The following is a 23,499-nucleotide window of genomic DNA, read 5'->3' on the forward strand; positions in this document are numbered from 1 at the left end:
TTGGGCCGGCAAAGCCGGACCCTCGCTGTCTCTCGATGAGCGCCCAGCTCTCCGGAATGGGCTACGTTGTCCAGGGATGCCGTGGAACCGGCTTTGCCGGGCCACAGGCATCGTCCCCCCTCCAAGCACCGAAGGCGCGCCAGAGAGGGGGGACGACAGCTTGGGCCGGCAAAGCCGGACCCTCGCTGTCTCTCGATGAGCGCCCAGCTCTCCGGAATGGGCTACGTTGTCCAGGGATGCCGTGGAACCGGCTTTGCCGGGCCACAGGCATCGTCCCCCCTCCAAGCGCCGCAGGCGCGTCAGAGAGGGGGGAAGCCGCGTCAGCGGCGCAGGGGGGAGTGCCTATCTAGACACTAAAGCTGGAACCGCAGCCGCAGGTGGTGCTGGCGTTGGGGTTCTTGATCACGAACTGAGCGCCTTCCAGATCTTCTTTGTAGTCGATCTCTGCGCCCACCAGATACTGGTAGCTCATGGCGTCGATGAGCAGGGACACGCCGTTCTTGCTCATGGTGGTGTCGTCTTCGTTGACCACCTCGTCGAAGGTGAAGCCATACTGGAAACCAGAACAACCGCCACCTTGCACGAACACGCGCAGCTTCAGGTCGGGGTTGCCTTCTTCGGCCACCAGCTCGGCGACCTTGGCTGCGGCGCTGTCAGTGAAGATCAACGGCGCAGGCATTTCGGACTGGATGCTTTCGGCCACTGCGCTCATGGATCACCTCTCGGGATTGGGTGTGGCCGCAGAAGGGCCACAGAAACAAGGTGGGTGCGATTCACCCACGGACAGGGTCCGATGCTAATTCAAATCGCCCTGCAACGGGATCAGCCGTTGTTTGCCGCCAGTTTCAGTGTGGGTTTGTCGTCGAGGCCGCCTGCCATGGGCTTGAGCTGACCACTGATGGTGGCGCCCTGGTGCATTTCCAGGGCCTTGTAGGACACATCGCCCTCGATTCTCGCCTTGGGTTGCAATTCCAGCAGGTCGAAGGCCAGCACCGGGCCCTTGACGTGGCCGTTGATGATGACGTGGTCCGCATGGATCTGCCCTGTCACCGTGGCCACCTCGCTCACCACCAGAATGCTCGGCTTCTCGTCGCTGGCGCGGATGTCGCCGACCACCTCGCCGTCGATGCGCAGGCCGTCGTGGAAGAGCACATGACCTTCGATTCGGGTGCCCTGGGCGATCAGGCTCTTGATCGGGGGCTGCTTTTTCTTGTTGAACATGAAGAACTCCTGACAACGGGTTACAGGTTGAAGCTTTGCATGGACCTCACCGAACTGCCTTGCAGGATCCTGGCGGTCACATTTTTTACCACGGCCTGGGCCGGCACGTCCACCAGTCCCTCCATGCGCAGATAGCCCTTGATCAACACCGGTTGAGGCGTCGGCGCCTGCGTGGTGGTCCAGGGTTTGCCGTCCAATGTGCCGACAAAGATGACCTCCAGGGTGCCCTTGAAGTCAGGTGCGTTCTTGCTGGCCTGCATCATCAAGACCTGCCAGCGCAATTGCGTGTCCGACACCCGTTCGGCCTGCAAGCCCCGGATGCTCAGGGCATCGGTACCCGATCCGGGAATCAGGCGCTCGAAGAAACCCAGGTCGCTGCGCAGCGCCAGATTGTCTGCCTGCAACTGGCGGATCTGCATCATGAGCTGCTCCTGCGTGGCACGCTCGGCGATCAAGAGACTTTCCGACGTATTGGACACCGACTGCGATTCATTCAGGTTGGAGCGAAGCACCTGCACCTCGCGGCGCAACTGCATCAGCTCCAGTGCGGCGTTGCGATCCAGCCCTGCGATGTCCTTGCCGAACTCGAACGCCCAGACCGCCAGCGCACCAGAAAACCCCAGCACGATCGCACCCAGCAGCCAACGCATGGGCCAGGGCAACCTGCTGCGCACAGACACCATCGGTGCACTGACCGTGAGCCGTCGACGCAACAGGCGAAAACGCATTCAAACCTTTCAAAGTGCAAGCAAAAGAAACCTGGGCCCAGAAAGCAGAAACCGCCCCAAGTTCGACTTGAAGGCGGTTTCCAGGTGGTTGCCAGGGCGCTTAGCGCTTGCTGAACTGCTTGCGACGGCGAGCCGAACGCAAACCGACCTTCTTCCGTTCCACTTCGCGGGCATCGCGCGTGACGAAACCGGCTTGAGACAGTTCCGACTTGAGCGTTGCGTCGTAGTCGATCAGCGCGCGGGTGATGCCATGACGCACCGCACCGGCCTGGCCGGACTCGCCGCCACCATGCACGTTGACCTGAATGTCAAAGGTTTCGGCGTGGTTGGTCAGCAGCAGGGGCTGCTTGGCGATCATGATCGAGGTCTCGCGGCCGAAATAGGCCTGGATGTCCTTGCCATTGACCGTGATGTGGCCACTGCCTTTTTTCAGAAACACGCGGGCGACGCTGGATTTGCGACGGCCGGTGCCATTGTTCCATTCACCAATCATCTCAAGGCTCCTTTAGGCGTTGATTTCCAGCACTTGCGGCTGCTGGGCGGTGTGCGGATGCTCCGCGCCACCATACACCTTGAGCTTCTTGATCATGGCGTAACCGAGCGGGCCCTTGGGCAGCATGCCCTTGACAGCCTTCTCGAGCGCACGGCCAGGGTGCTTGGCCTGCATGTCGCGGAAGTTGGTGCCATAGATACCGCCGGGGTAGCCCGAGTGGCGGTAGTAGACCTTGTCGAGGGCTTTGTTGCCCGTGACGCGGATCTTGGCTGCGTTGATGATGACGATGAAATCACCGGTATCGACGTGAGGCGTGTAAATGGCCTTGTGTTTGCCGCGCAAACGGAGAGCAACTTCACTGGCTACTCGTCCGAGGACCTTGTCGGTCGCGTCAATCACAAACCACTCGTGCTTCACGTCAGCGGGTTTGGCGCTGAACGTTTTGGTCATGAGTTTTCTCTTGAGGAGTCGGTTTGGCGGCTCTTTTCCACGGTCGGTCGTTCTCTGACGGAACGCTCTTAGGTGGGTTTCTGGATACTTCGCCGCGGAGCCAGCAAGTCGCTGCGAAGCCCTCGATTGTACGAAATATCCGGGACTGCTGGCAACCTGGGCCTCCTGGACGGTCGATCGGGGCGGCCAAACCGCTACCATCGGACGATGTTCAGCTACCGCCACGCCTTCCACGCCGGCAACCACGCCGACGTGCTCAAGCACCTCACCCTCATCGCCACCCTGCGCCACCTCATGCGCAAGGAGGCCGGCATCACGCTGATCGACACCCATGCCGGCGCTGGCCTGTACCGGCTCGATGGCGACTACACCGAGACCGGTGGAGAGGCCAGGGACGGCGTGGTCAAGCTCATGGCGGCCCTGCGCCCGGCCGGAAAGGAACCCGCTGCGGCAGCGCCGGCCATCGACGATTACCTTGATCTGATTGCCAGCTACAACCCCTCGGGGGCGCTGCGTGTCTACCCGGGGTCGCCCTTTGTCATGCACCAGCTCATGCGAGCCGAGTCGCGAGACCGGCTCAAGCTGTTTGAACTGCACCCCACCGACAGCCGTACCCTCTCGGCCAATATTGCCCAGCTTGAAGCGGGGCGCCAGATCGCGGTGGCGCGGGAGGACGGGTTCGAGGGTGTCAAACCCCTGCTGCCCCCGCCGCCGTCCGCCACGGGCTCCAGGCGCGCGCTGGTGCTGATCGACCCGAGTTACGAGATCAAGAGCGATTACGGAAAAGTGAGCGCATGCATACAAGAATGCCTGCGACGTTTTCCCACCGGCACGTTCCTGGTCTGGTACCCGGTGATCCCGCGGCCAGAGGCGCACGATCTCCCGCGCCGCCTGAAAACCTTGTCCAACCAGGCGCAACGTCCCTGGCTCCATGCCACACTGGCCATCGGTCAGGATCCGGCCCACGGTCCGGACGACCGACCGGGACTCACGGCCAGCGGTATGTTCGTGATCAATCCGCCACACACGCTCAAGGCGGTGCTGGCCGGGGCGCTGCCTGAGTTGCTCGCGCACCTTGGACGCGGCAGGGGCAAGTCGCAGGCCATCGAGTCCGGCGGCGGTTGAAGCCACGGCTCACTGTGGCCGGGCCAGCGCCATGGTCCAGTACCTGCCGTAGGTGGTTCCACTCTGCTGGACGCAGCTCACGCCCACGTCCTGGTATTCGGCGCGCATGATGTTCGCGCAATGCCCCGGGCTGGCCAGCCAGCCACTCATGACCGCCGCCACGGTCGGCTGCCCGGCAGCGATGTTCTCCCCGGCCCAGGACCAGGCGTAGCCTTCAGCCGCCAGGCGCTGCGCCGGGCTGCTGCCATCCAGCCCCGTGTGGGAGAAATAGTTGTTGGTCGCCATGTCGCGTGAATGCCGCGCGGCGGCCGAGAACAGGCGGTCATTCCACGTCAGTGCAGCGACGGCAGGCATCGCCGTGCTGCCGCACGTGCGGGCGGTGGCGCGGGCGGTGTTGATCTGCTGCATCAGACTGTTCTTGAAATCGGCCAAGCCGCAACTCGTGGTGGCGTCCAGCGCCAGCAGACCGGGTGCACCCGTGGCGCTCGAAGATCCCGAGACGCTGCTGGGCGCTCCGCTCACGCCGCCGGCCAGGGGTGCATTCGAATCCGAGCCTCCGCCTCCGCACGCGGCGAGCGCCAGGCACAGCGCACTGGCGGCGAGATGGCGGATTTGAAAAGAAGGCGGAGGGATGAATGCAGGCATGTCGATCACTCTACGGTCTGCCCGGCCCGTGACGGTAAGCGAATGTGCGAACGGTTGCGGGCTCCGGACAAACCCCGATCTGAGCCCCGAAAATTAGCCGACCGCTCGGTCGGCTAATTGGCTATACTGCCCAGATCGCGCACCCACGCCGCGCAGGAGACGCCCCATGTACACCCAGTCGTTCAACGTTCCTGACTCTGTGGACGTCAAGTCCGCCGCCCTCAAGGCGGTGCCGCTGGACGAGGCCAGCGCCGCGCTGCAGGCCCATTTCGACACGATCATCGACGCCGACGGCAAGATCGAACCGCGCGACTGGATGCCCGAGGCCTACCGCAAGACGCTGGTGCGCCAGATCAGCCAGCACGCGCACAGCGAGATCGTGGGCATGCTGCCCGAAGGCAACTGGATCTCGCGCGCGCCGAGCTTGAAGCGCAAGGCCATCCTGGTGGCCAAGGTGCAGGACGAGGGCGGCCACGGCCTCTACCTCTACAGCGCGGCCGAGACACTGGGCACCAGCCGCGACCAGATGTTCGATGCGCTGCACAGCGGCCGCGCCAAGTACAGCTCCATCTTCAACTACCCCACCCTCACCTGGGCCGACGTGGGTGTGATCGGCTGGCTGGTGGACGGCGCGGCGATCATGAACCAGATTCCGCTGTGCCGATGCAGCTTTGGCCCGTATGCGCGCGCCATGATCCGCGTCTGCAAGGAAGAGAGCTTCCACCAGCGGCAAGGCTACGAAGCCCTTCTGGTGATGATGCAGGGCACCGACGAGCAGAAAGCCATGGTGCAGGACGCGGTGAACCGATGGTGGTGGAAGTGCCTTGCCATGTTCGGCCCCCCGGACGCCGACAGCCCCAACAGCGTGCAGGGCATGCGCTGGGGCATCAAGCGCATCAGCAACGACGACCTGCGACAGAAGTTTGTGGACGCCACTGTGCCGCAGGCCGAGGTGCTGGGCGTCACCCTGCCCGACCCCGATCTGAAGTGGAACGAGGCGCGCGGCCACCACGACTACGGCGCGATCGACTGGGACGAGTTCTGGGCGGTGGTCAATGGCGACGGGCCGTGCAACAAGGAACGTCTGGCGACGCGCGTGAAGGCCTGGAACGACGGCGCCTGGGTGCGCGAGGCCGCGCTGGTCCATGCCCGCAAACAACAGGAACGAGCCATGAAGGGGGCCGCATGAATACCCCCGCGTTGAAAGAATGGCCCTTGTGGGAAGTGTTCGTGCGCAGCAAGCAGGGCCTGGAGCACAAGCATTGCGGGAGCCTGCACGCGAGCGATGCGAAACACGCGCTGCACCTGGCGCGCGACGTATACACGCGCCGCCAGGAAGGCGTGAGCATCTGGGTGGTGCCTTCCAGCAGCATCACCGCGAGCGAGCCCGACAGCAAGGACAGCTTCTTCGACCCGGCCGCCGACAAGGTCTACCGCCACCCGACCTTCTACGAAATTCCCGAGAAAGTGGGGCACATGTGATGGTCGCCGCGCCCACGCACGCCCCCGTGGACTACCTGCTCCACCTGGCCGACAACGCGCTGGTCCTCGGCCAGCGCAACGCCGAATGGTGCGGCCATGGCCCGATCCTGGAAGAGGACCTGGCGCTGGCCAACAACAGCCTCGACTTGCTGGGCCAGGCGCGCCTGCTCTACCAGCATGCAGCTGCGCTGATCAACGACGACGCCGACCAGGCCCGGCGTTTCGCCCATCTGCAAGGCGCACGCCAGGACGGCCGCATCACCGAAGACACGCTGGCCTACTTTCGCGACGTGGCCGAGTTCCGCAACCACACGTTGCTTGAATTGCCCCACAGCGGCCCGCTGGCCGGCACCGCATCCGGCGACCGTGACTACGCGACCACCATCGCCCGCAATTTTCTCTACAGCGCATTCATGGTGCTGGCATGGGACCGCCTGCAATCCTCGGCCGACGCGCAGCTCGCCGCCATCGCCGCCAAATCGCTCAAGGAGACGCGCTACCACCTGCGCCACGCCAGCGACTGGCTGGTGCGGTTCGGCGACGGCACGGCGGCATCGCATGAGCGCGCGCAGGCCGCTCTCGAACACCTGCTGCCTTATGTGCAGGAGTTCTGGATCGGCTCCGAAGCAGAAACGCAGGCAGCCAGAGACGGCACTGGCGTGGACGCCGCCGGCCTACGAGAGGACTGGAATGCGCTGCTGGACGACACCCTGAAGGCAGCCACGCTGCAGCGACCTGTGGAAAAAGGCTATGTGCCGCAGGGCAAGCGCGGCCTGCACTCCGAGCACATGGGCTTTCTGCTGGCGGAGATGCAGAGCCTGGCGCGCGCGCACCCCCGCGCCGTGTGGTGAGGCCTGGCATGCACACCGATATCTGGGACGCGCTGGCCGACCTGGCCGATCCGGAGATTCCGGCCATCAGCCTGCGCGAACTGGGCATCCTGCGTGAGGTGCGCACCGGCTCCGACGGCACGCCCGAGGTGGTGATCACGCCCACCTACAGTGGCTGTCCGGCCATGGGCCAGATCGAGGACGATGTGCGAGCGGCCCTCACGAATGCCGGCCTCTCGGCTCGCGTGGTCACGCAGCTGGCCCCGGCCTGGACCACCGACTGGATGAGCGAAACCGCGCGCGAGAAGTTGCGCGCCTATGGCATCGCGCCACCGCAATGCGGCAGTGACACCCGGTCGGGCTCCAACGTTCTGAAGTTCTCGCGCCGGGCCATGGCACACGAAGCCGTGCCGTGCCCACAGTGCGGCTCGACGCACACCACCGAAACCTCGCCCTTCGGCTCCACCGCCTGCAAGTCGATGTACCGCTGCCTCGACTGCCTGGAACCCTTCGACTACTTCAAACCCTATTGACGCCATGAGCACCGCTGCCCGATTCCACGAACTGCCGATCACCCGGATCAGCCCCGAAGCGGCCGGTGCGGTGGCGCTCACCCTGAGCGTGCCACCCGATCAGCGCGCCACTTTCGCCTTCGAGCCCGGCCAGTTCCTCACAGTGCGCGCCAACATCGACGGGCAGGACGTGCGACGCAGCTATTCCATCAGCAGCCCGCGCAGCATCTATACCCGCCAGGGCGAACTCACCCTGGGCATCCGCCCGGTGGAGGGCGGTGTGTTTTCCAACTGGGCTGCGACCGCGCTCAAGGTGGGGGACACGCTCAAGGCCATGCCGCCAGACGGTCGCTTCACCGTGCACAAGCCGCGCGCCGTGCACCGCGTGGGTTTCGCGGCCGGTTCGGGCATCACCCCCATCCTCTCGCTGATGGCCAGCACACTGGAGGAATCGCCGACCTCCAGGTTCACCCTGGTCTTCGGCAACCGGCGCATGGGCAGCGTGATGTTCAACGAAGCGCTGCAGGACCTGAAGGACCGCTACGCCGGACGGCTCACGCTCATCCACGTGCTCTCTCGCCAGGCGCAGGAAGTCCCCTTGCTCGAAGGCCGCATCGACGGCGACAAGGTGCGCGCGCTCATTGCCACGCTGCTGCCGGTGGCCAGCATGGACGAGGTTTTCATCTGTGGCCCCGAAGCCATGATTGAGGCGACCGAAAAGGCGCTGCTCGCCGCAGGCGTGCGGGCCGACCGCGTGCACACCGAGCGCTTCACTTCACCCGCACTGGAATCGCTGCCACCGGAAAAGCGTCAGGCGGTGGTGCTCGGGCATTCCGCGGTGCGCACCGAGGGCGAGGTGGCGTTGACCGTGGTGCTCGACGGCAAGCCTCATCAGCTTCGCATGAACCGCGACGAGCGCGTGCTCGATGTCGCCCTCAATGCCGGGCTGGACCTGCCCTGGTCATGCCGGGGCGGCGTGTGTTGCACCTGCCGCGCCAAGGTGCTCGAGGGTGCGGTGGCGATGGAGAAGAACTTCACGCTCGAACCGTGGGAAACCGACAAGGGCTTCGTGCTGAGTTGCCAGGCTCGCCCCACCACCGACCGGGTGGTGGTGAGCTACGACGAAAGATAGAGTCACCCCCTGCGTCGCCTTCGGCGCCTCCCCCTGGAAGGGGGGCGACACCAGAGGCCCGGCAAAGCCGGTTCCTCGGTGTCTCTTGCGGGGAAGCTCCACACCTCAAGGAGCAAGCACCACGACCGGCGCCACACCCGCCTGCACCAATCCGATCGAAGCAGCGGCCGCACGGCTCAGGTCGATGATGCGGCCTTTCACATGGGGGCCCCGGTCGTTGATGCGCACCAGCACTTCCCGGCCCGTCCCGGCATGGCGCACGCGCACACGGGTGCCAAACGGCAGTGTCCTGTGCGCAGCGGTCAGTGCGTGCATGTCGAATGCCTCGCCGCTGGCGGTGCGCCGACCGTGGAATTTTTCGCCATACCAGGAGGCCATGCCTCGCTCGATCACCTGATCTGCTTCACCCGCACCGAGCTCGACGCCGGGCATGCCTTGCATGTCGGGCGTGGAAGGCGCGCGCGTGGCACAACCGCCCAGCCAGAGCACCGTGGCCAGCAATGCGGTGAGCGCGGGTCTGAGACTCATGACAGGCCCAGGCGCTGCACGATCTCGGTGGTCGCGCCGCTCTGGTTCATGGTGTAGAAGTGCAGGCCGGGCACACCGGCATGGCGCAACTGGTCACACAGGTCGGTCACCACGTCCAGCCCGAATGCCTTGATGGACGCGGTGTCGTCGCCGAAAGCCTGCAGCCGCATGCGGATCCAGCGCGGGATCTCGGCGCCGCACGCGTCGGAGAAACGCATGAGCTGCGTGGAGCTGGTGATGGGCATGATGCCCGGCACCACGGGCACATCCACGCCGAGCCGATGCAATTCGTCAACATACCGGAAATACGCATCGCTGTTGAAGAAGTACTGCGTGATGCCCGAGTTTGCACCCGCCTTCACTTTGGCCGCGAAGGCCTCCAGGTCGCTCTGCGGCGATTTCGCCTGCGGATGCGTCTCGGGGTAGGCCGCCACTTCCATGTGGAAGCGCTCACCGGTCTCGGCGCGAACGAAAGCCACAAGATCACTGGCGTAGCGGAATTCGCCACCGAGGCCATACCCGCTGGGCAGATCACCGCGCAGCGCAACGATGCGGCGGATGCCGGCGGCCGAATAGGCCGCCAGGCGCTCGCGAATGCTTTCGCGCGATTGCCCGATACAGCTCAGGTGCGGCGCTGCGGGGCAACCCTCGGCCATGATCTCGGACACCGCCTGCAAGGTACCGTCCTGTGTGGAGCCACCGGCACCGAAAGTGACCGAGCAGAATTCGGGTTTGAGTGCATACAACTGCTGGCGAACCGCGCGCAGCTTGACCGCGCCTTCTGGCGTCTTGGTCGGAAAAAACTCCAGGCTGATCGGAAGACTCACGGTGCCACCTTTCATTCACAGGCTCGCAAAAACAAAGAATTCGCGATTGCCGTCACCCCCGGTGATCGCGCTCTCGAAATAGTCTCGCAGCGTCAGGCGGTTGTCGACACAGGCCTGCTCGATGCGTTCACGGACGATGGCATGGCTCGCCACGTCCTTCACCAGACCGCCCTTGCCGATGTGTTCCGGCTGCAGCTCGAACTGCGGCTTCACCAGCATCAACATGTGAGCATGCTCCACCATCAGCGGCGCCAGCGCAGGCCACACCAGGGTCTGCGAGATGAACGACAGGTCGGCCACGATCAGGTCGAACGGCGGTGGGCCGCCTGCGTCCTCCAGCACGTTGGCGGACAGTTCGCGCGCGTTGCACTTCTCGATGCAGACCACGCGCTCATCGTTCCGCAGCGAAGGATGCAACTGCCCCTGGCCCACGTCCACGCCCACCACCTGCTTTGCCCCGCGTTGCAGCAGACAGTCGGTGAAGCCACCGCTGCTCTGCCCCACATCCAGGCAGCGAAGGCCACTCACGTCGAGCCCGGTGTGGCGCAAGGCGCCTTCGAGCTTGAGGCCGCCGCGCGAGACGTAGCGCGTTTCCGCCGTGTCGAGCAGGCGCAGTTCGGCCGTGTCGCGCAGCTCCTCACCGTTCTTGGCGACCAAGCTCCAGTCGCCACCCGGCAGACGCCACAGCACGCCCGCGGCGATGAGCCGCTGGGCCTGCGAACGGGTGGCTGCCAGGCCGCGTTCGACGAGCAATTGATCAGCACGCATGGTGGCGTTCCAGAAATGCTGCGGAACCGGCTTCCGGGCCGCAGGCATCGCCCCCTTGAGGGGGCCGCGCAAAGCGCGGCGGGGTGCTCAATAGCGGTACGTGTCGGGCTTGTACGGACCTTGCTTGGGCACACCGATGTAGGCGGCCTGCTCGTCCGTCAGTTCGGTCAGCATGGCGCCGACCTTCTTCAGGTGCAGACGGGCCACTTTCTCGTCCAGGTGCTTGGGCAGCACATAGACCTTGCCGATGTCGTAGCTGTCGGGGTGCGAGAAGAGTTCGATCTGCGCGATGGTCTGGTTCGCGAACGAGCTCGACATCACGAAACTGGGGTGGCCTGTGCCACAGCCCAGATTCACCAGGCGGCCCTTGGCCAGCATGATGATCTTCTTGCCGTCCGGGAAGATCACGTGATCAACCTGTGGCTTGATCTCTTCCCAGGTGTATTTCTCGATCGAGGCAATGTCGATCTCGTTGTCGAAGTGGCCGATGTTGCAGACGATGGTCTGATCCTTCATCGCGGCCATGTGGTCGTGCGTGATGATGGACTTGTTGCCGGTGGTGGTGACGAAGATGTCGGCCTTGTCGGCGGCGTATTCCATGGTCACGACCTTGTAGCCTTCCATCGCAGCTTGCAGGGCGTTGATGGGGTCGATCTCGGTGACCCAGACCTGAGCCGACAGGGCGCGAAGGGCCTGGGCCGAGCCTTTGCCCACATCGCCGTAGCCAGCGACCACCGCGACCTTGCCAGCGATCATCACGTCGGTGGCACGCTTGATGCCGTCGACCAGGGATTCGCGGCAGCCGTACAGGTTGTCGAACTTGCTCTTGGTGACCGAGTCGTTGACGTTGATGGCGCGGAACGGCAGCGTGCCCTTGGCGCTCATTTCCTTGAGGCGGTGCACGCCGGTGGTGGTCTCTTCGGTCACGCCGATGATCTGGCTCGCCTTGCGGGTGTACCAGGTCGGGTCCTGCGCCAGCTTGGCCTTGATCGAGGCAAACAGGCAGGTTTCTTCTTCGCTGGTGGGTTTGCTGATGACCGACGAATCCTTCTCGGCCTTCTGACCCAGGATCATCAGCAGCGTGGCGTCGCCGCCGTCGTCCAGGATCATGTTGGGGCCTTCGCCTTCTTCGCCCTTGGCGCCGAATTCAAAGATGCGGTGCGTGAAGTCCCAGTACTCGGTCAGGCTCTCGCCCTTGTGCGCGAACACCGGCGTGCCCTTGGCAGCCAGCGCGGCTGCGGCGTGGTCTTGCGTGGAGAAGATGTTGCACGAGGCCCAGCGCACGCTGGCGCCCAGGGCTTGCAAGGTCTCGACCAGCACCGCCGTCTGGATCGTCATGTGGATGCTGCCGGTGATGCGAGCGCCCTTCAGGGGCTGCTTGCTGGCGAATTCCTCGCGGATGGCCATCAGGCCTGGCATCTCGGTTTCGGCAATCCTGATTTCTTTGCGGCCCCATTCGGCCAGTGCGATGTCGGCGATCGCGCAATCGGTGAAGGTCGGGTTGTTCAGACGGGCATTCATGGTTCGCTCCAGTAAGGATGGACAAACCACATCGCGCAGGGGAGTCGGAATGAACTCATCGCACGGGATGTGGATGAGCGTCGTTGCATGGATGGTCCGAGCCTCACGCCCCGCTGCCGAACAGATCGGTGGGACGCTGCAACGCTCCTCGGATCGGGGGATTCTAGCCGATCCAGGGGTTTCGGTGCCTGTGAGAAACTGCCGGCCTTCCATGGACAAAACCCCACTCAGCCGCTGGCCCGCCCCGGCGCGCGCGCGCATCCAGGGCGTGCTGACCGACATTGACGACACGCTCACGACAGACGGCGCCATCACGCCTGACGCCCTGGACGCGCTGCACCGCCTGCGTGCGGCGGGCATGCCGGTGCTGGCCATCACTGGACGGCCCGCCGGCTGGAGCGAGGCCTTCGCACTGGACTGGCCGGTGGGTGCGATCGTGGCGGAAAACGGCGCCGTGGCGCTGTGGCGTGGCGATGATGGCCAGCTCCGCCGCGCCTACCTGCAGGACGCCACCACCCGCGCGATGAACTTCCAGCGGCTGCAGAACGTGGCCCGGCTTGTGCTGACCGCGCTGCCGCAGGCCCGCCTGGCCGAAGACAGCCCCGGCCGCGAAACCGACATCGCGATCGACCACAGCGAGTTCGCGCACCTCGACAACGACGAGATCGAACGGGTGGTTCGCTTGATGCGCGCCGAAGGCCTGAACGCCACGGTGAGCTCGATCCACGTCAACGGCTGGATTGGCGACCACGACAAACTTGCTGGCGCGCGCTGGATCGTTCGTGAGCGCATGGGGCGCATGCTCGACGACGAACTGGATCGCTGGGTCTATGTGGGCGACTCCACCAACGACGCGCGAATGTTCGGCCACTTTCCGAACAGCGTGGGCGTGGCCAACGTGGCCCGCTTCTGGGACGCGCTCTCCCACCATCCTCACTATGTGGCCGAAGGCGAGCGCGGCGCCGGCTTTGCCGAGGTGGCTGCAGCAGTGCTCGCCGCACGCGGCCCATGAGCGAGCACCCGCTACCACCCTCGCTCACCAGCCTGGGCACCGCGCCTGGCCATCCCGTCGCGCACGCGCCGCTGGGCCTGTTCGCCATCTTCGGCTCGACCTTCTTCCAGCTCGTCGGCTACTTCATGCTCATGCCCCTGCTGCTGCTGAGGCTCAAGGGCGACGGCGTGTCCACTGCCCTGGCCGGCGTGTTCGTGGCCACCGGCTGGCTGGGCATCTTCGCCATGACGCCGTTCGCCTCTGCGATCACACAGCGCCTGGGTCGTCGGCCATCGCTCTGGCTCGCGGCCTTGGTACCGGTGCTGGCCATCGGCGGCTTCATGTCCAGCAGTTCGCTGGCGTTGTGGTTTGCCTGCATCTTCATCGAAGGCATGGCCGCCGGGCTGCGCTGGGTGCTGGCCGAGGCCGTGGTGGCCGAGTTCTCGCCTTCGCACCAGCGCGGGCGCAACGTCGGCATTTTCGAAACCATGGTGGGCTCCACCTTCGTGCTGGGGCCGCTGGTGCTGGCCTGGGCCGGGGCACAGAGCGACCTGGCATTGTGGATCGCGCTCGGCTTCACCGTGCTGGGCCTGTGCTGGAGCCTGCTGATTCCGCGCGTACCGGCAGCGGCCGATGCACAAAGCGCGCGCGTTGGCCTCTCGGGTGTCTGGCACGCGTTGCGTGCGCATCCGCTGATCATGACTGTGGGGTTCGTCGGCGGCTTTTTCGAGAGCGGCCTCACATCCATCCTGCCGCTGTATGGCCTGGCACTCGGCCTGGGCGCGACGCTCGCCGCGTTGCTGGTATCGGCCAGCGGCCTGGGCAGTGCCATCATGATGTTGCCCGCCGGCATGCTGGCCGACCGCATGGCACACCATCCCCGGCAACGCTGGGGCGATGAACGTACCGCGCGCCTCGCGCTGATGCGCGCCTGTGCGCTCGTCACCCTGGTCGCCACGCTGGTCATTCCGTTCGTCGCCAGCACGCCCTGGCTGGCCGCGCCAGTGGCCTTTCTGTGGGGCTGCGCGGGTGGATGCCTTTACACACTGGCCATGATCGACATCGGCTCGCGCGAAGCCGGCATCACCCTGGTCAACAGCACGGCTGTGCTGGTGCTCGCCTACACGCTGGGTGGCGTGCTCGCCCCTGCGCTGGGCGCCGCTGCGCTGCAGTGGGCGCCGACGATCGGGTTTCCCGCGCTGCTGCTGGTGGTGGCAGGTGGTGGCGCCTGGCTGTTGAGACGGGCCGTCGCGTCCCCATCTGCGGGAACCCACCCGCGTTAATCTGCTCCCACCGGGTGCCCCCATCCACCGACAAAGGACTCTCCATGGCCATTCCCTGGCTGGTTGCACTGAAAGTGATTCCCTGGGGCGACGTGATCGAGCACGCCCCCAAGGTGCTGAACGCCGCCCGCAAGCTCATGGATCGCCAGAAGGCGCCCCTGCCCACGGTGGCTCGCGCCGAACCGCTGGACCTCGGCGAGGCTCCGCCGAGCGTGGGTGAACTGAAGAACCGGTTGGTGGAAGCGCGTCAGCTGATCGACCAGCAGGCGGCGGTGCAGGAACAGATGGCACAGACGCTGGCCGAGCTGGCCGAACAGAACGCCCGGCTGGTGAGCGCGGTGGACGTGCTGCGCAAGCGCACCCGGCTGTTGCTTTGGGCGGCGGCGCTGCTGGCCGCAGGCGTGGTCTGGGTGCTGCTGCGTTAGCGCGGGCTGGCTTCCAGCGAAGCGTCGCAGCCCCTGCCTGCTGCAATCCAGCGGTGAGCGAGGCGACTGATCAACGGCGCCGCCCAACGCCAGCGCGGCCCCAGTACGGCTTTGGTGTCGGTCAGGGCGCCGCAGCGGTAGATGCTCTGCGCACCGTCCCAGCGCAGCGCGTCGCAGGCGCCAAGGCGCTTGCGCGAGATCACCCGACCCAGCGGACAAGGCTCGGCCAGGCAACACAGGCCGCAACCGTTGCACGGTGCACCGAGTGCCGGCTTGGTGGGCGCTTCGGCGTGAATGTGGATGACCTGGTGAGTGCTCAATCCATTCTCCGTTCGCCCTGAGGCTTTCGAAGGGCGTCCTGGCTGGGAAGGGCTTCGACAGGCTCAGCCCGAACGGGGGGAGGCTCGGCCCGAACGGGGGGAGGTTCGGCCCGGACGGGGGGAGGTTCGGCCCGGACGGGCAGAGGCTCGGCCTGAACAGGGAAAAGTGCGCGCATCACACCCGCGCGAGCACCGGCCCGAGCACGCGCCCGGTGTGCGTGCTCAGCCGCACCACCTCGTCCGGCGGTGCGGCGGCCACGATGCGGCCGCCACCCGCGCCGCCTTCGGGTCCCAGGTCGATGATCCAGTCGGCTTCGGCCATCACATCCAGGTCGTGTTCGATCACCACCACACTGTGGCCGCCGTCCACCAGGCGGTGCAGCACGCGGATGAGTTTTTCCACGTCTGCCATGTGCAGGCCCACGGTGGGTTCGTCGAGCACATACAGCGTGTGCGGCGCCTTCTGGCCGCGCCGCGTCACGTCGTCGCGAACCTTGCTGAGCTCGGTCACCAGCTTGATGCGCTGCGCCTCGCCGCCGGACAGCGTGGGGCTCGGCTGGCCGAGCGTGAGATAGCCCAGCCCCACGTCCTTGAGCAATTGCAGAGGATGGCTGATGGCGGGCATGGAAGCGAAGAAATCGACCGCCTCGTCCACCTCCATGCGCAGCACGTCGCCGATGCTCTTGCCCTTCCACGTCACGGCCAGCGTTTCGGGGTTGAAACGCGCACCGTGGCAGACCTCGCACGGCACCTTCACATCGGGCAGAAAGCTCATCTCGATGGTGCGCATGCCCTGCCCTTCGCAGCCGGGGCAACGGCCTTCGCCGGTGTTGAAGCTGAAGCGCCCTGGTGCATAGCCGCGCGCCTTGGCTTCGAGCGTGTCGGCAAACAGTTTGCGCACCGTGTCCCAGAAGCCGATGTAGGTGGCCGGGCAACTGCGCGGGGTCTTGCCAATGGGTGTCTGGTCCACTTCGAGCACGCGGTCCACCACTTCGGAACCCAGCAGTTTTTCGCAAGCGGTCCACTCGGGGCGTTGCCCTTTGTCCCAGGCGGAGCGCCCCGCAGAGGTGCTGCGTTGGCTGACCGCGGTGGCCACGTTGGTCAGCAACACGTCGCGCGCCAGGGTGGACTTGCCCGAACCCGATACACCGGTGATGACGACCAGGCGTTGCAGCGGCACGGCGGCATCGAGCTGGTTCAGGTTGTGCAAGTGGGCGCCCTTGACCTGGAGCCAGCAAGCGGCCTCACTCACGGGCAAGACCTCGCGCCTCGCCTGCAGCGGGTGCTTCATCGCATGCAGCAGGTAGCGCCCAGTCACCGATTCCGGCTTCGCCGACAGGTCGTCCACCGAACCCTGCGCCACCACGCGGCCGCCACGCTTGCCCGCACTGGGTCCGATGTCGATGATGTGATCGGCGCGGCGGATGGTGTCTTCGTCGTGTTCCACCACCACCAGCGTGTTGCCCTGTTCGCCGAGCTTGTGCAAGGCGTTGAGCAGGATGGCGTTGTCGCGCGCGTGCAGGCCGATGGTGGGTTCATCGAGCACGTAGCACACGCCCTGCAGGTTGCTGCCTAACTGCGCCGCCAGGCGGATGCGTTGCGCCTCGCCGCCGCTGAGGGTGGGCGCGCCCCGATCCAGCGTGAGGTAGTTCAGGCCCACCTCCTCCAGGAAGGCCAGTCGGCTTTCGATCTCGGGCAGCAGGTCGCGCGCGATATCGGATTCGCGGGCACTCATCACGACACCCCGTTCGGGGTGAGGGGGGCGAAAACCTTGCGTGCCTGGAGGCCCTTCGACAGGCTCAGGGCGAACGGAAGTGGGCTCAGGGTGAATGGAGGCGAGATCAGGGCGAATGGAGGCGGGCTCATCGCGGACGGGGAGGTTCATCAGGCCCCTTACCCACTGGCGCACCTCGCGCACCGACAGGCGCGCGACGTCGGTGATGCCCGCGCCGGCGAACTTCACGGCACGCGCCTGTGCGTTCAGGCGTGTGCCTTCGCAGGTGGGGCAGACCTCGTCGGCGATGTCCTCCACCTCAGGTTCGGCAAAGCTCTGCTCGCGGCCGCGCTCCTGATCGTCGCGCACCGAGTCGTCGAGCACCTTGCGCTGGTCGCGCGAGAGCTTCACACCGGTGCCCACGCAGTCGGGGCACCAGCCGTGCTTGCTGTTGTAAGAGAACAGGCGAGGATCGAGCTCGGGGTAGCTGGTGGCGCAGACCGGGCAGGCGCGCGTGGTGGAGAACACCTCCAGCGCGCCGAGATCGCGCGTGGAAGCGCCCTTGGCCAGGGCCTGCGCCAGGCCGTCGAGCGGTGTGAGCACGTGAACCACGCCCTTGCCGATCTCCAGGGCCTTGTTGAGTTGCTGGCGCAGCGCGGTCTCGTGGTCGGCGCTCACCACGAAGTCGGCCACCGGCAGCTCGATGGTGTGCTCCTTGAAGCGGTCGATGCGCGGGAAGCCCGTGGTGGGCAGGAATTCGCCGTCCACACGCAGGTGACTGTGTCCGCGCGGGCGCGCCCAGTCGGCCAGCTCGGTGTAGACACCCTTGCGGTTGACCACCAGCGGCGCGAGCAGACCGATGTGCCGGCCCTTGTAGCGCGAGAGGATGGCTGCGGCAATGCTGTCGGCGCTCTGCGGCATCACCGCCGCCCCGTCATGCACGCAATGCTGCGTTCCAAGCTTCACATAGAGCAAGCGCAGGAAATGCCACACCTCGGTGGTGGTGCCCACCGTGCTCTTGCGTCCGCCACGTGAGAGCCGCTGCTCGATCGCTACCGTAGGCGGAATGCCATAGACCGCGTCCACTTCGGGCCGGCCGGCGGGCTGCACGATGCTGCGCGCGTAGGCGTTGAGGCTTTCCAGGTAGCGGCGCTGACCTTCGTTGAACAGGATGTCGAACGCCAGCGTGGATTTGCCCGAGCCGGAGACGCCGGAGATGACGTTGAATTTGCCGCGCGGGATGTCCACGCTCAAATTCTTCAGGTTGTGTTCCTTGGCGTTGACGATCTGGATCGCGTTGGCATGGCGCGTCTTGCGCCGGGGTCGAAGCGCCGCCCGGTATTTGTGCCCGATGCCGGTCTCATTCACTTCATGCACCTCGCCCATGGACAGCGCGTAATCGCGCAACGCCTTGGCGGTGTGGCTGGTCGGGTGTTCACGCACCGCCTCGGGCGGACCTTCGGCCACCACGACGCCACCGGCGTCACCCCCTTCAGGACCCAGGTCGATCAGCCAGTCGGCGGCGCGGATCACATCCAGGTTGTGCTCGATCACCACGAGCGAGTGGCCTGCATCGAGCAGCTTGCGCAACGACCGCATGAGCTTGGCGATGTCGTCGAAGTGCAGGCCGGTGGTGGGCTCGTCAAACAGGAACAGCGTGCCCTTGCGTGAGAGCGGCTGGCGACTGGCACTGGCAGACTTCGCGGCCTCGGCCAGAAAGCCCGCGAGTTTGAGGCGTTGCGCTTCGCCGCCCGAGAGCGTGGGCACGGGCTGTCCGAGCTTCACGTATTCCAGGCCCACGTCCACGATGGGCTGCAACGCGCGAATGACGTCTCGATCGCCGGCGAACAAGGCGGCGGCTTCGCTCACGGTGAGGTCGAGCACGTCGGCCACGTTCATGCTCACCGTCCGACCGCCTCCCGTTCGCCCTGAGCCGGTCGAAGGGCTCGCCAGGGTGTGGGCATGGGCTTCGACAGGCTCAGCCCGAACGGATGTAGGCTCAGACCGAACGGATGAGGGCTCAGACCGAACGGATGAGGGCTCAGACCGAACGGATGTAGGCTCAGCCCGAACGGATGGGGGCTCAGGCCGAACGGATGAGGGCTCAGGCCGGACGGGGAGCGTGCGTTCGATCTTGACCTCCAGGATTTCGGGCCGGTAGCGCTTGCCGTCGCAGTCCGGGCAACGCAGGTAGACGTCGCTGAGAAACTGCATTTCCACGTGTTCGAAGCCTGAGCCGCCGCAGGTGGGGCAGCGCCCGTCGCCACTGTTGAAGCTGAACTTGGCGGGCGTGTAACTGCGCTGGCGCGCCAGCGGCAAATCGGCAAACAGCGCGCGGATGGCGTCCCACGCGCCGACGTAACTCACCGGGTTGGAGCGCGCGGTCTTGCCGATGGGCGACTGGTCGACGAACACCACCTCGCTGAGGTGGTCGGCACCGAGCAGGCGATCGTGTGCGCCCGGACTGTCGGTGGACTTGCCGAAGTGGCGCAGCAGCGCGGGCGCCAGCACGTCCTGGATGAGGCTGGATTTGCCCGAGCCCGAGACGCCGGTGACGACCACCAGGCGCTGCAACGGGAACTCGACCGAGACGTCTTTCAGGTTGTGCTCGCGCGCGCCTTCCAGAATGAGGCGTGGTGTGTTGTCGGTCACCATGCGCTTGAAGCCCATGCCCACCGTCTTGCGCGAGCCCAGGTAGGCACCGGTCAAGGTGTCGGCCGAGCGGATGGACTCGGGCGTGCCGTCAAACACGATCTCGCCACCCCGTTCACCAGGGCCGGGGCCCATGTCAATCAGGCGGTCGGCAGCCAGCATGACCGCCGGGTCGTGCTCCACCACCACCAGCGTATTGCCGGCGTCGCGCAGTCGCAGCATGGCATCGACAATGCGCGCCATGTCTCGCGGGTGCAGGCCGATGCTGGGTTCGTCCAGCACGAACAGCGTGTTCACCAGCGAGGTGCCGAGCGCGGTGGTGAGGTTGATGCGCTGCACTTCGCCGCCAGACAAGGTACGGCTCTGGCGATCCAGCGTGAGGTAGCCGATACCGACCTCGCAGAGGTAGCGCACGCGGGTGTTGATCTCGTCGAGCAGCAGGCGCAGCGCCTGCGCCTGGCCAGTGGCATCCGAGCCTGCGGGCGGCAGCGCTTCGTCGAGCGTGCCGAAGAAGGTGCGCAGGCGCTCCAGCGGCATCAGCATCAGATCGTGCAAACACAGTCCCGGCAGCGCTTCGAGCTGCGCCCGGCTCCATGTCACACCCTGGGGCATGCAGCGTCTTTCCGCCGGGAGCACGGCGTCTGCCTGGGCCCGGGTGCCGATGCGCCAGAGCAGGCTGTCGTTCTTCAGGCGCGCACCCCGACAGCTCGGGCATTCGGTGTAGCTGCGGTACTTGGAGAGCAGCACACGGATGTGCATTTTGTAGGCCTTGCTCTCCAGGTACTCGAAGAAGCGAGCCACGCCGTACCACTGCTGATTCCACTTGCCGTTCCACTGCGGCGAGCCGCCCTTCACCCACAGCTGCTGTTCGGGCGTGAGCTTGGCCCAGGGCGTGTCGCGCGGAATGCCGGCGGCTTCGGCGTGCCGCATCATGTCGTCCTGGCACTCCTTCCAGGCTGGCGTCTGGAAGACCTTGATCGCGCCGGCGCGCAGCGTGAGCTTGTCGTTCGGAATGACCAGCCCGTAGTCCACCCCGATCACCCGCCCGAACCCCCGGCAGGACTCACAGGCACCCACCGCCGAGTTGAACGAGAACATGGAAGGCGTGGGCTCCGCGTACCGGATGTCACTCTCCGGGCAATGCAACCCGGTACTGAACCGCCAGATCTCGGGCTCCCCTGGACCCGAATCACCCGAATTGGGGTCAGATTCCAATTTCAGTGCATAGACCATGAGCTTGCCGCCACCGCGCTTGAGGCCGACCTCGATGGCTTCCATCACGCGCGCAGGTTCGGTGGTGCTCATGCGAAAGCGGTCGGCCACCACGTCAAGCAGCTTGACCGCCTCGATGACGGGTTTCGCTTTTTTCTTGCCCTTGGCCTCGGTGTCCGACGCCGCCTCGCGCTGCACGGTGCGCTCGGCCTGTACTCGGGTGTAGCCACTGGCCGAGAGCCACTGCGCCACTTCGTCGGGTGTGGTGCTGGCGGGCAGCTCCACCGGGAACGTGACCACCAGGCGCGGGTCGCCCGCAGCGGCGGCACGCGCCTTCAATTCGGCGAAGATGGATTCGGGCGAGTCGTGCCGCACAGGGGCAGCGGTCTCGCGGTCGAACAGCTCGGCGCCGCGCGCGAACAGCAGCTTCAAGTGGTCGTTGAGCTCGGTCATGGTCCCCACGGTGGACCGCGAACTGCGCACGGGGTTGGTCTGGTCGATGGCAATGGCGGGGGGCACGCCGTCCACGCGGTCCACCGCCGGCTTGTCCATGCGGTCCAGGAACTGGCGCGCATAGGCACTGAACGTCTCCACGTAGCGGCGCTGGCCTTCGGCGAACAGGGTATCGAACACGAGACTGGACTTGCCCGATCCGCTGGGTCCGGTGACCACGGTGAGCTCACCGGTGCGAATGTCCAGGTTGAGGTTCTTCAGGTTGTGCTGGCGGGCGCCCCGGATGCGGATCAGGCCGGAGCCCCCCTCCGACGATGGCTCCACCCCATCGCCAGGGGAAGCGGTTGAAATCGCGGCCGCAGGCAGCTCAGCGGGCAGGAAGGCGTCGGACATGCAGGGGCTCCAGAGGGGGAGCCGGACATTCTACGGAGGGGTGTGACAAAGCGGCGACGCGGTACGTCATATCCACAATGTCTGTCTTCAGGTGGTTGCTGGACGATGGCCACCCGTGAAGCCATTCATGGCGAGAGAAGCACCGCATGCACCTCGCGAATCCACCGTCTTGTCAGGTCATGGCGCGGCCCACCCTGAGGCCTGCGCCATGCCGATCATCAACGCCTGCGGATAAAACGCACGCTGCCAGGAAAAGACCCTGCGTTGCCTGTAGCGTCAGAGGCAGGGCTGTGGTGCCCAGTCTTTCCTGATCCTGGGTTGCTTGGCGGAAACTTCCGTGTAGTGAGGAGATGCCGACTCGACTCCAGCTGCAGCAGCAGTTTGGAAGCCGGCAACACGTGCTGCATAGGCTTCGACAATGGCCGAATAGCCTGACACTTGATCCGGAAACGGCTCGCCCGACTTGGGGCCGAGGACCACGGAGACACCCGTCTCTCCCTCGAGGCGGCGAAGCGCGTCGCGACGCTTCGCGAGGTCCGCACCTTCGCGCTTTGCCGATTCGATGAGTTCACGATCGTCGACGCAGATCATCGCAAGGTCTGATGCGCGCAGACGACCATCCGGGATGGAGAGTCTGGCCTCCACAGGCCGCTCCATGTCCACGTCACGCCATGGGATGGGGACCCGTGTCGAGCCGGCGAGCGCCTTCCAGTAGGAGAGGAAAAAGGAATCGTTGAGCCAGTCCTCGACGATTGACAGCGGGTGCTGAGCCGTGCATTCCTGGGCCAGGTACCTGCTGTAGGGGTCACCTGTATCACAGCTGCTGAGCAACGCGTGGTCCAGAAGCTCCGGCTTCAATACCAGGCACGAGTTCCCCCATCCTTTGTGCCCACGCAGGCTGACGTTCAGAGCCGCGTAGATAGGGGGCGCGCGGCCAGGCTCAACGGATCCACCGTAGTTGCCCGTTCGGTTCATGTAGGTGCCGGTCGAGAAGAAAGCCGCCGGCCCATCAAAGAAGGTTCCCTTGCAAGTGAAACCAACGTGCAGGGGCGAAGTGCGCAACGCCTGCTCGACGCGACGCAATCCGCGCGCTACCTCGGCTTCTGAAGGCGGCGCTTCGCCTGTCGTGTCGCCTCGCAGTCGCTCATGAATTTGTTGCTCCAGCCGCAGACGGGCACCCCCCCTCTCTTTGGCCGCAAGCATCCTGTTGAGCTGTAGAACGGCTTCTGGCACCGTCGCCTGGGGGCCTGGCGAAACGGCAGGATACTGAATACTCGCGGCGCCGAAGGAGGCAATGGATCGGGCAAAAGTAGGCATCATCCAACCCCGCCGGCCTCAGGACTTCACAATGAGCACAGGCACCTTGGCGTGCGTGAGCACTTTCTGCGCCACGCTGCCGAGAATGAGCGCCTTGACGCCTTGTCGGCCATGTGAACCCATCACGATGAGGTCGCAACCCTCGGCGTCGGAGGTTTCGATGATGCCCTCGTAAACCACGTTGCGCTCGATGGTGTCGCCCGAGAAAGGCACACCGTCGGACGCGCAGGCCAGCTTGACGGCGTCCAGCGCCTGGGTGGCGGCGCTTTTGGCTTCCGTCAGGTAGGCCTGCAAGCCCACCGCAGAAGCATCGCCGATACCGATGTAGGGAAACGGGTCGATCACGTAGACACCCACGATCTGGGCATTCTGGCTTTTGGCCAGTTGCACGGCGGTGCGGGTGGCCACAGCGGCCAGGCTGGAGCCGTCGGTGGGCAAAAGAATTTTCTTGAACATGGCATATCTCCTTGAGTCTGG

Annotated in this window: 23 protein-coding genes and 1 riboswitch; of the genes, 9 read left to right on the forward strand and 14 right to left on the reverse strand. The window is 65.5% G+C overall.

From position 1 onward, the window contains the following. Positions 1-346: 346 nt before the first annotated feature. The 5 genes from erpA to rplM form a co-directional block, all read right to left on the reverse strand. A complete protein-coding gene (gene erpA, locus AB7F11_RS12585; protein ID WP_428290285.1) occupies positions 347-712 on the reverse strand; it encodes an iron-sulfur cluster insertion protein ErpA in 366 nt (121 codons plus the stop codon). A 110-nt stretch (positions 713-822) separates the two neighbouring features. Next, the gene (locus tag AB7F11_RS12590) at positions 823-1,221 is read right to left on the reverse strand and encodes a bactofilin family protein (protein WP_428290284.1); all 399 of its coding nucleotides are present in this window, start codon (positions 1,219-1,221) and stop codon (positions 823-825) included. A 20-nt stretch (positions 1,222-1,241) separates the two neighbouring features. Next, entirely contained in the window at positions 1,242-1,949 is a 708-nt protein-coding gene (locus tag AB7F11_RS12595) for a DUF6776 family protein (protein ID WP_428300020.1), read from the reverse strand. A gap of 100 nt (positions 1,950-2,049) precedes the next feature. Then, positions 2,050-2,442, reverse strand: coding sequence for a 30S ribosomal protein S9 (gene rpsI / locus AB7F11_RS12600; protein WP_428290282.1), 393 nt, complete (start codon positions 2,440-2,442; stop codon positions 2,050-2,052). Between the two features lie 12 nt (positions 2,443-2,454). Next, a complete protein-coding gene (gene rplM, locus AB7F11_RS12605; protein ID WP_428290281.1) occupies positions 2,455-2,892 on the reverse strand; it encodes a 50S ribosomal protein L13 in 438 nt (145 codons plus the stop codon). A gap of 207 nt (positions 2,893-3,099) precedes the next feature. Here rplM and AB7F11_RS12610 point away from each other — a divergent pair, with 207 nt between their 5' ends. Further along, positions 3,100-4,017: a 23S rRNA (adenine(2030)-N(6))-methyltransferase RlmJ gene (locus AB7F11_RS12610; protein WP_428290280.1), complete on the forward strand. Its 918-nt coding sequence runs from the start codon at positions 3,100-3,102 to the stop codon at positions 4,015-4,017. Positions 4,018-4,026: 9 nt separating this feature from the next. On the opposite strand, the gene AB7F11_RS12615 is transcribed toward AB7F11_RS12610, so the two are convergent. Continuing rightward, positions 4,027-4,662: a CAP domain-containing protein gene (locus AB7F11_RS12615; protein ID WP_428290279.1), complete on the reverse strand. Its 636-nt coding sequence runs from the start codon at positions 4,660-4,662 to the stop codon at positions 4,027-4,029. Between the two features lie 166 nt (positions 4,663-4,828). Between AB7F11_RS12615 and paaA the strand changes: the two genes are divergently transcribed. From paaA to AB7F11_RS12640, 5 genes are read left to right on the forward strand one after another with little or no spacing between them, the layout of a single operon-like run. Next, positions 4,829-5,851 carry a 1,2-phenylacetyl-CoA epoxidase subunit PaaA gene (gene paaA, locus AB7F11_RS12620; RefSeq protein WP_428290278.1) on the forward strand — a complete coding sequence of 341 codons (1,023 nt, stop codon included), beginning with the start codon at positions 4,829-4,831 and terminating at the stop codon, positions 5,849-5,851. Beyond that, entirely contained in the window at positions 5,848-6,144 is a 297-nt protein-coding gene (gene paaB, locus AB7F11_RS12625) for a 1,2-phenylacetyl-CoA epoxidase subunit PaaB (protein WP_428290277.1), read from the forward strand. The genes paaA and paaB overlap by 4 nt, the downstream gene beginning before the upstream one ends. Beyond that, positions 6,144-6,995: a 1,2-phenylacetyl-CoA epoxidase subunit PaaC gene (paaC, locus tag AB7F11_RS12630; RefSeq protein ID WP_428290276.1), complete on the forward strand. Its 852-nt coding sequence runs from the start codon at positions 6,144-6,146 to the stop codon at positions 6,993-6,995. Before paaB ends, paaC begins: the two co-directional genes overlap by 1 nt. Before the next feature lie 8 nt (positions 6,996-7,003). Continuing rightward, complete coding sequence (gene paaD, locus AB7F11_RS12635; protein WP_428290275.1) at positions 7,004-7,507, forward strand: 1,2-phenylacetyl-CoA epoxidase subunit PaaD; 504 nt, start codon at positions 7,004-7,006, stop codon at positions 7,505-7,507. 4 nt (positions 7,508-7,511) lie between these two features. Then, on the forward strand, positions 7,512-8,618 hold the full coding sequence (locus tag AB7F11_RS12640) for a 2Fe-2S iron-sulfur cluster-binding protein (protein WP_428290274.1): 1,107 nt from the start codon (positions 7,512-7,514) through the stop codon (positions 8,616-8,618). A 105-nt stretch (positions 8,619-8,723) separates the two neighbouring features. On the opposite strand, the gene AB7F11_RS12645 is transcribed toward AB7F11_RS12640, so the two are convergent. From AB7F11_RS12645 to ahcY, 4 genes are all read right to left on the reverse strand, one after another. Then, entirely contained in the window at positions 8,724-9,146 is a 423-nt protein-coding gene (locus AB7F11_RS12645; protein ID WP_428290273.1) for a septal ring lytic transglycosylase RlpA family protein, read from the reverse strand. Beyond that, positions 9,143-9,988 carry a methylenetetrahydrofolate reductase [NAD(P)H] gene (gene metF, locus AB7F11_RS12650; RefSeq protein ID WP_428290272.1) on the reverse strand — a complete coding sequence of 282 codons (846 nt, stop codon included), beginning with the start codon at positions 9,986-9,988 and terminating at the stop codon, positions 9,143-9,145. The genes AB7F11_RS12645 and metF overlap by 4 nt, the downstream gene beginning before the upstream one ends. Then, positions 9,989-10,741, reverse strand: coding sequence for a TlyA family RNA methyltransferase (locus tag AB7F11_RS12655; RefSeq protein WP_428290271.1), 753 nt, complete (start codon positions 10,739-10,741; stop codon positions 9,989-9,991). Between the two features lie 87 nt (positions 10,742-10,828). Then, positions 10,829-12,262 carry an adenosylhomocysteinase gene (gene ahcY, locus AB7F11_RS12660; protein WP_428290270.1) on the reverse strand — a complete coding sequence of 478 codons (1,434 nt, stop codon included), beginning with the start codon at positions 12,260-12,262 and terminating at the stop codon, positions 10,829-10,831. A gap of 68 nt (positions 12,263-12,330) precedes the next feature. Next, positions 12,331-12,418, reverse strand: a riboswitch (S-adenosyl-L-homocysteine riboswitch). A gap of 55 nt (positions 12,419-12,473) precedes the next feature. On the opposite strand from ahcY, the gene AB7F11_RS12665 reads away from it, so the two are divergent. The 3 genes from AB7F11_RS12665 to AB7F11_RS12675 are packed head-to-tail and all read left to right on the forward strand — an operon-like array spanning position 12,474 to position 14,961. After that, positions 12,474-13,274, forward strand: a complete 801-nt coding sequence (locus AB7F11_RS12665) for an HAD-IIB family hydrolase (RefSeq protein WP_428290269.1) — start codon at positions 12,474-12,476, stop codon at positions 13,272-13,274. Continuing rightward, complete coding sequence (locus AB7F11_RS12670; RefSeq protein ID WP_428290268.1) at positions 13,271-14,536, forward strand: MFS transporter; 1,266 nt, start codon at positions 13,271-13,273, stop codon at positions 14,534-14,536. Before AB7F11_RS12665 ends, AB7F11_RS12670 begins: the two co-directional genes overlap by 4 nt. Before the next feature lie 44 nt (positions 14,537-14,580). Then, positions 14,581-14,961, forward strand: coding sequence for a hypothetical protein (locus AB7F11_RS12675; RefSeq protein ID WP_428290267.1), 381 nt, complete (start codon positions 14,581-14,583; stop codon positions 14,959-14,961). Here AB7F11_RS12675 and AB7F11_RS12680 read toward each other — a convergent pair. From AB7F11_RS12680 to AB7F11_RS12695, 4 genes are all read right to left on the reverse strand, one after another. After that, the gene (locus AB7F11_RS12680) at positions 14,958-15,281 is read right to left on the reverse strand and encodes a hypothetical protein (RefSeq protein ID WP_428290266.1); all 324 of its coding nucleotides are present in this window, start codon (positions 15,279-15,281) and stop codon (positions 14,958-14,960) included. The two genes, AB7F11_RS12675 and AB7F11_RS12680, sit on opposite strands and share 4 nt — an antisense overlap. 175 nt (positions 15,282-15,456) lie before the next feature. Next, a complete protein-coding gene (locus AB7F11_RS12685) occupies positions 15,457-21,705 on the reverse strand; it encodes an excinuclease ABC subunit UvrA (protein WP_428290265.1) in 6,249 nt (2,082 codons plus the stop codon). Positions 21,706-21,981: 276 nt separating this feature from the next. Next, on the reverse strand, positions 21,982-22,908 hold the full coding sequence (locus tag AB7F11_RS12690; RefSeq protein WP_428300748.1) for a hypothetical protein: 927 nt from the start codon (positions 22,906-22,908) through the stop codon (positions 21,982-21,984). Positions 22,909-23,040: 132 nt separating this feature from the next. Further along, complete coding sequence (locus AB7F11_RS12695; protein ID WP_428290263.1) at positions 23,041-23,478, reverse strand: universal stress protein; 438 nt, start codon at positions 23,476-23,478, stop codon at positions 23,041-23,043. Positions 23,479-23,499 lie beyond the last annotated feature (21 nt).

It is taken from the genome of Hydrogenophaga sp. (assembly GCF_050250835.1).
In the GTDB taxonomy this organism is placed as follows: Bacteria; Pseudomonadota; Gammaproteobacteria; order Burkholderiales; family Burkholderiaceae_C; genus Hydrogenophaga.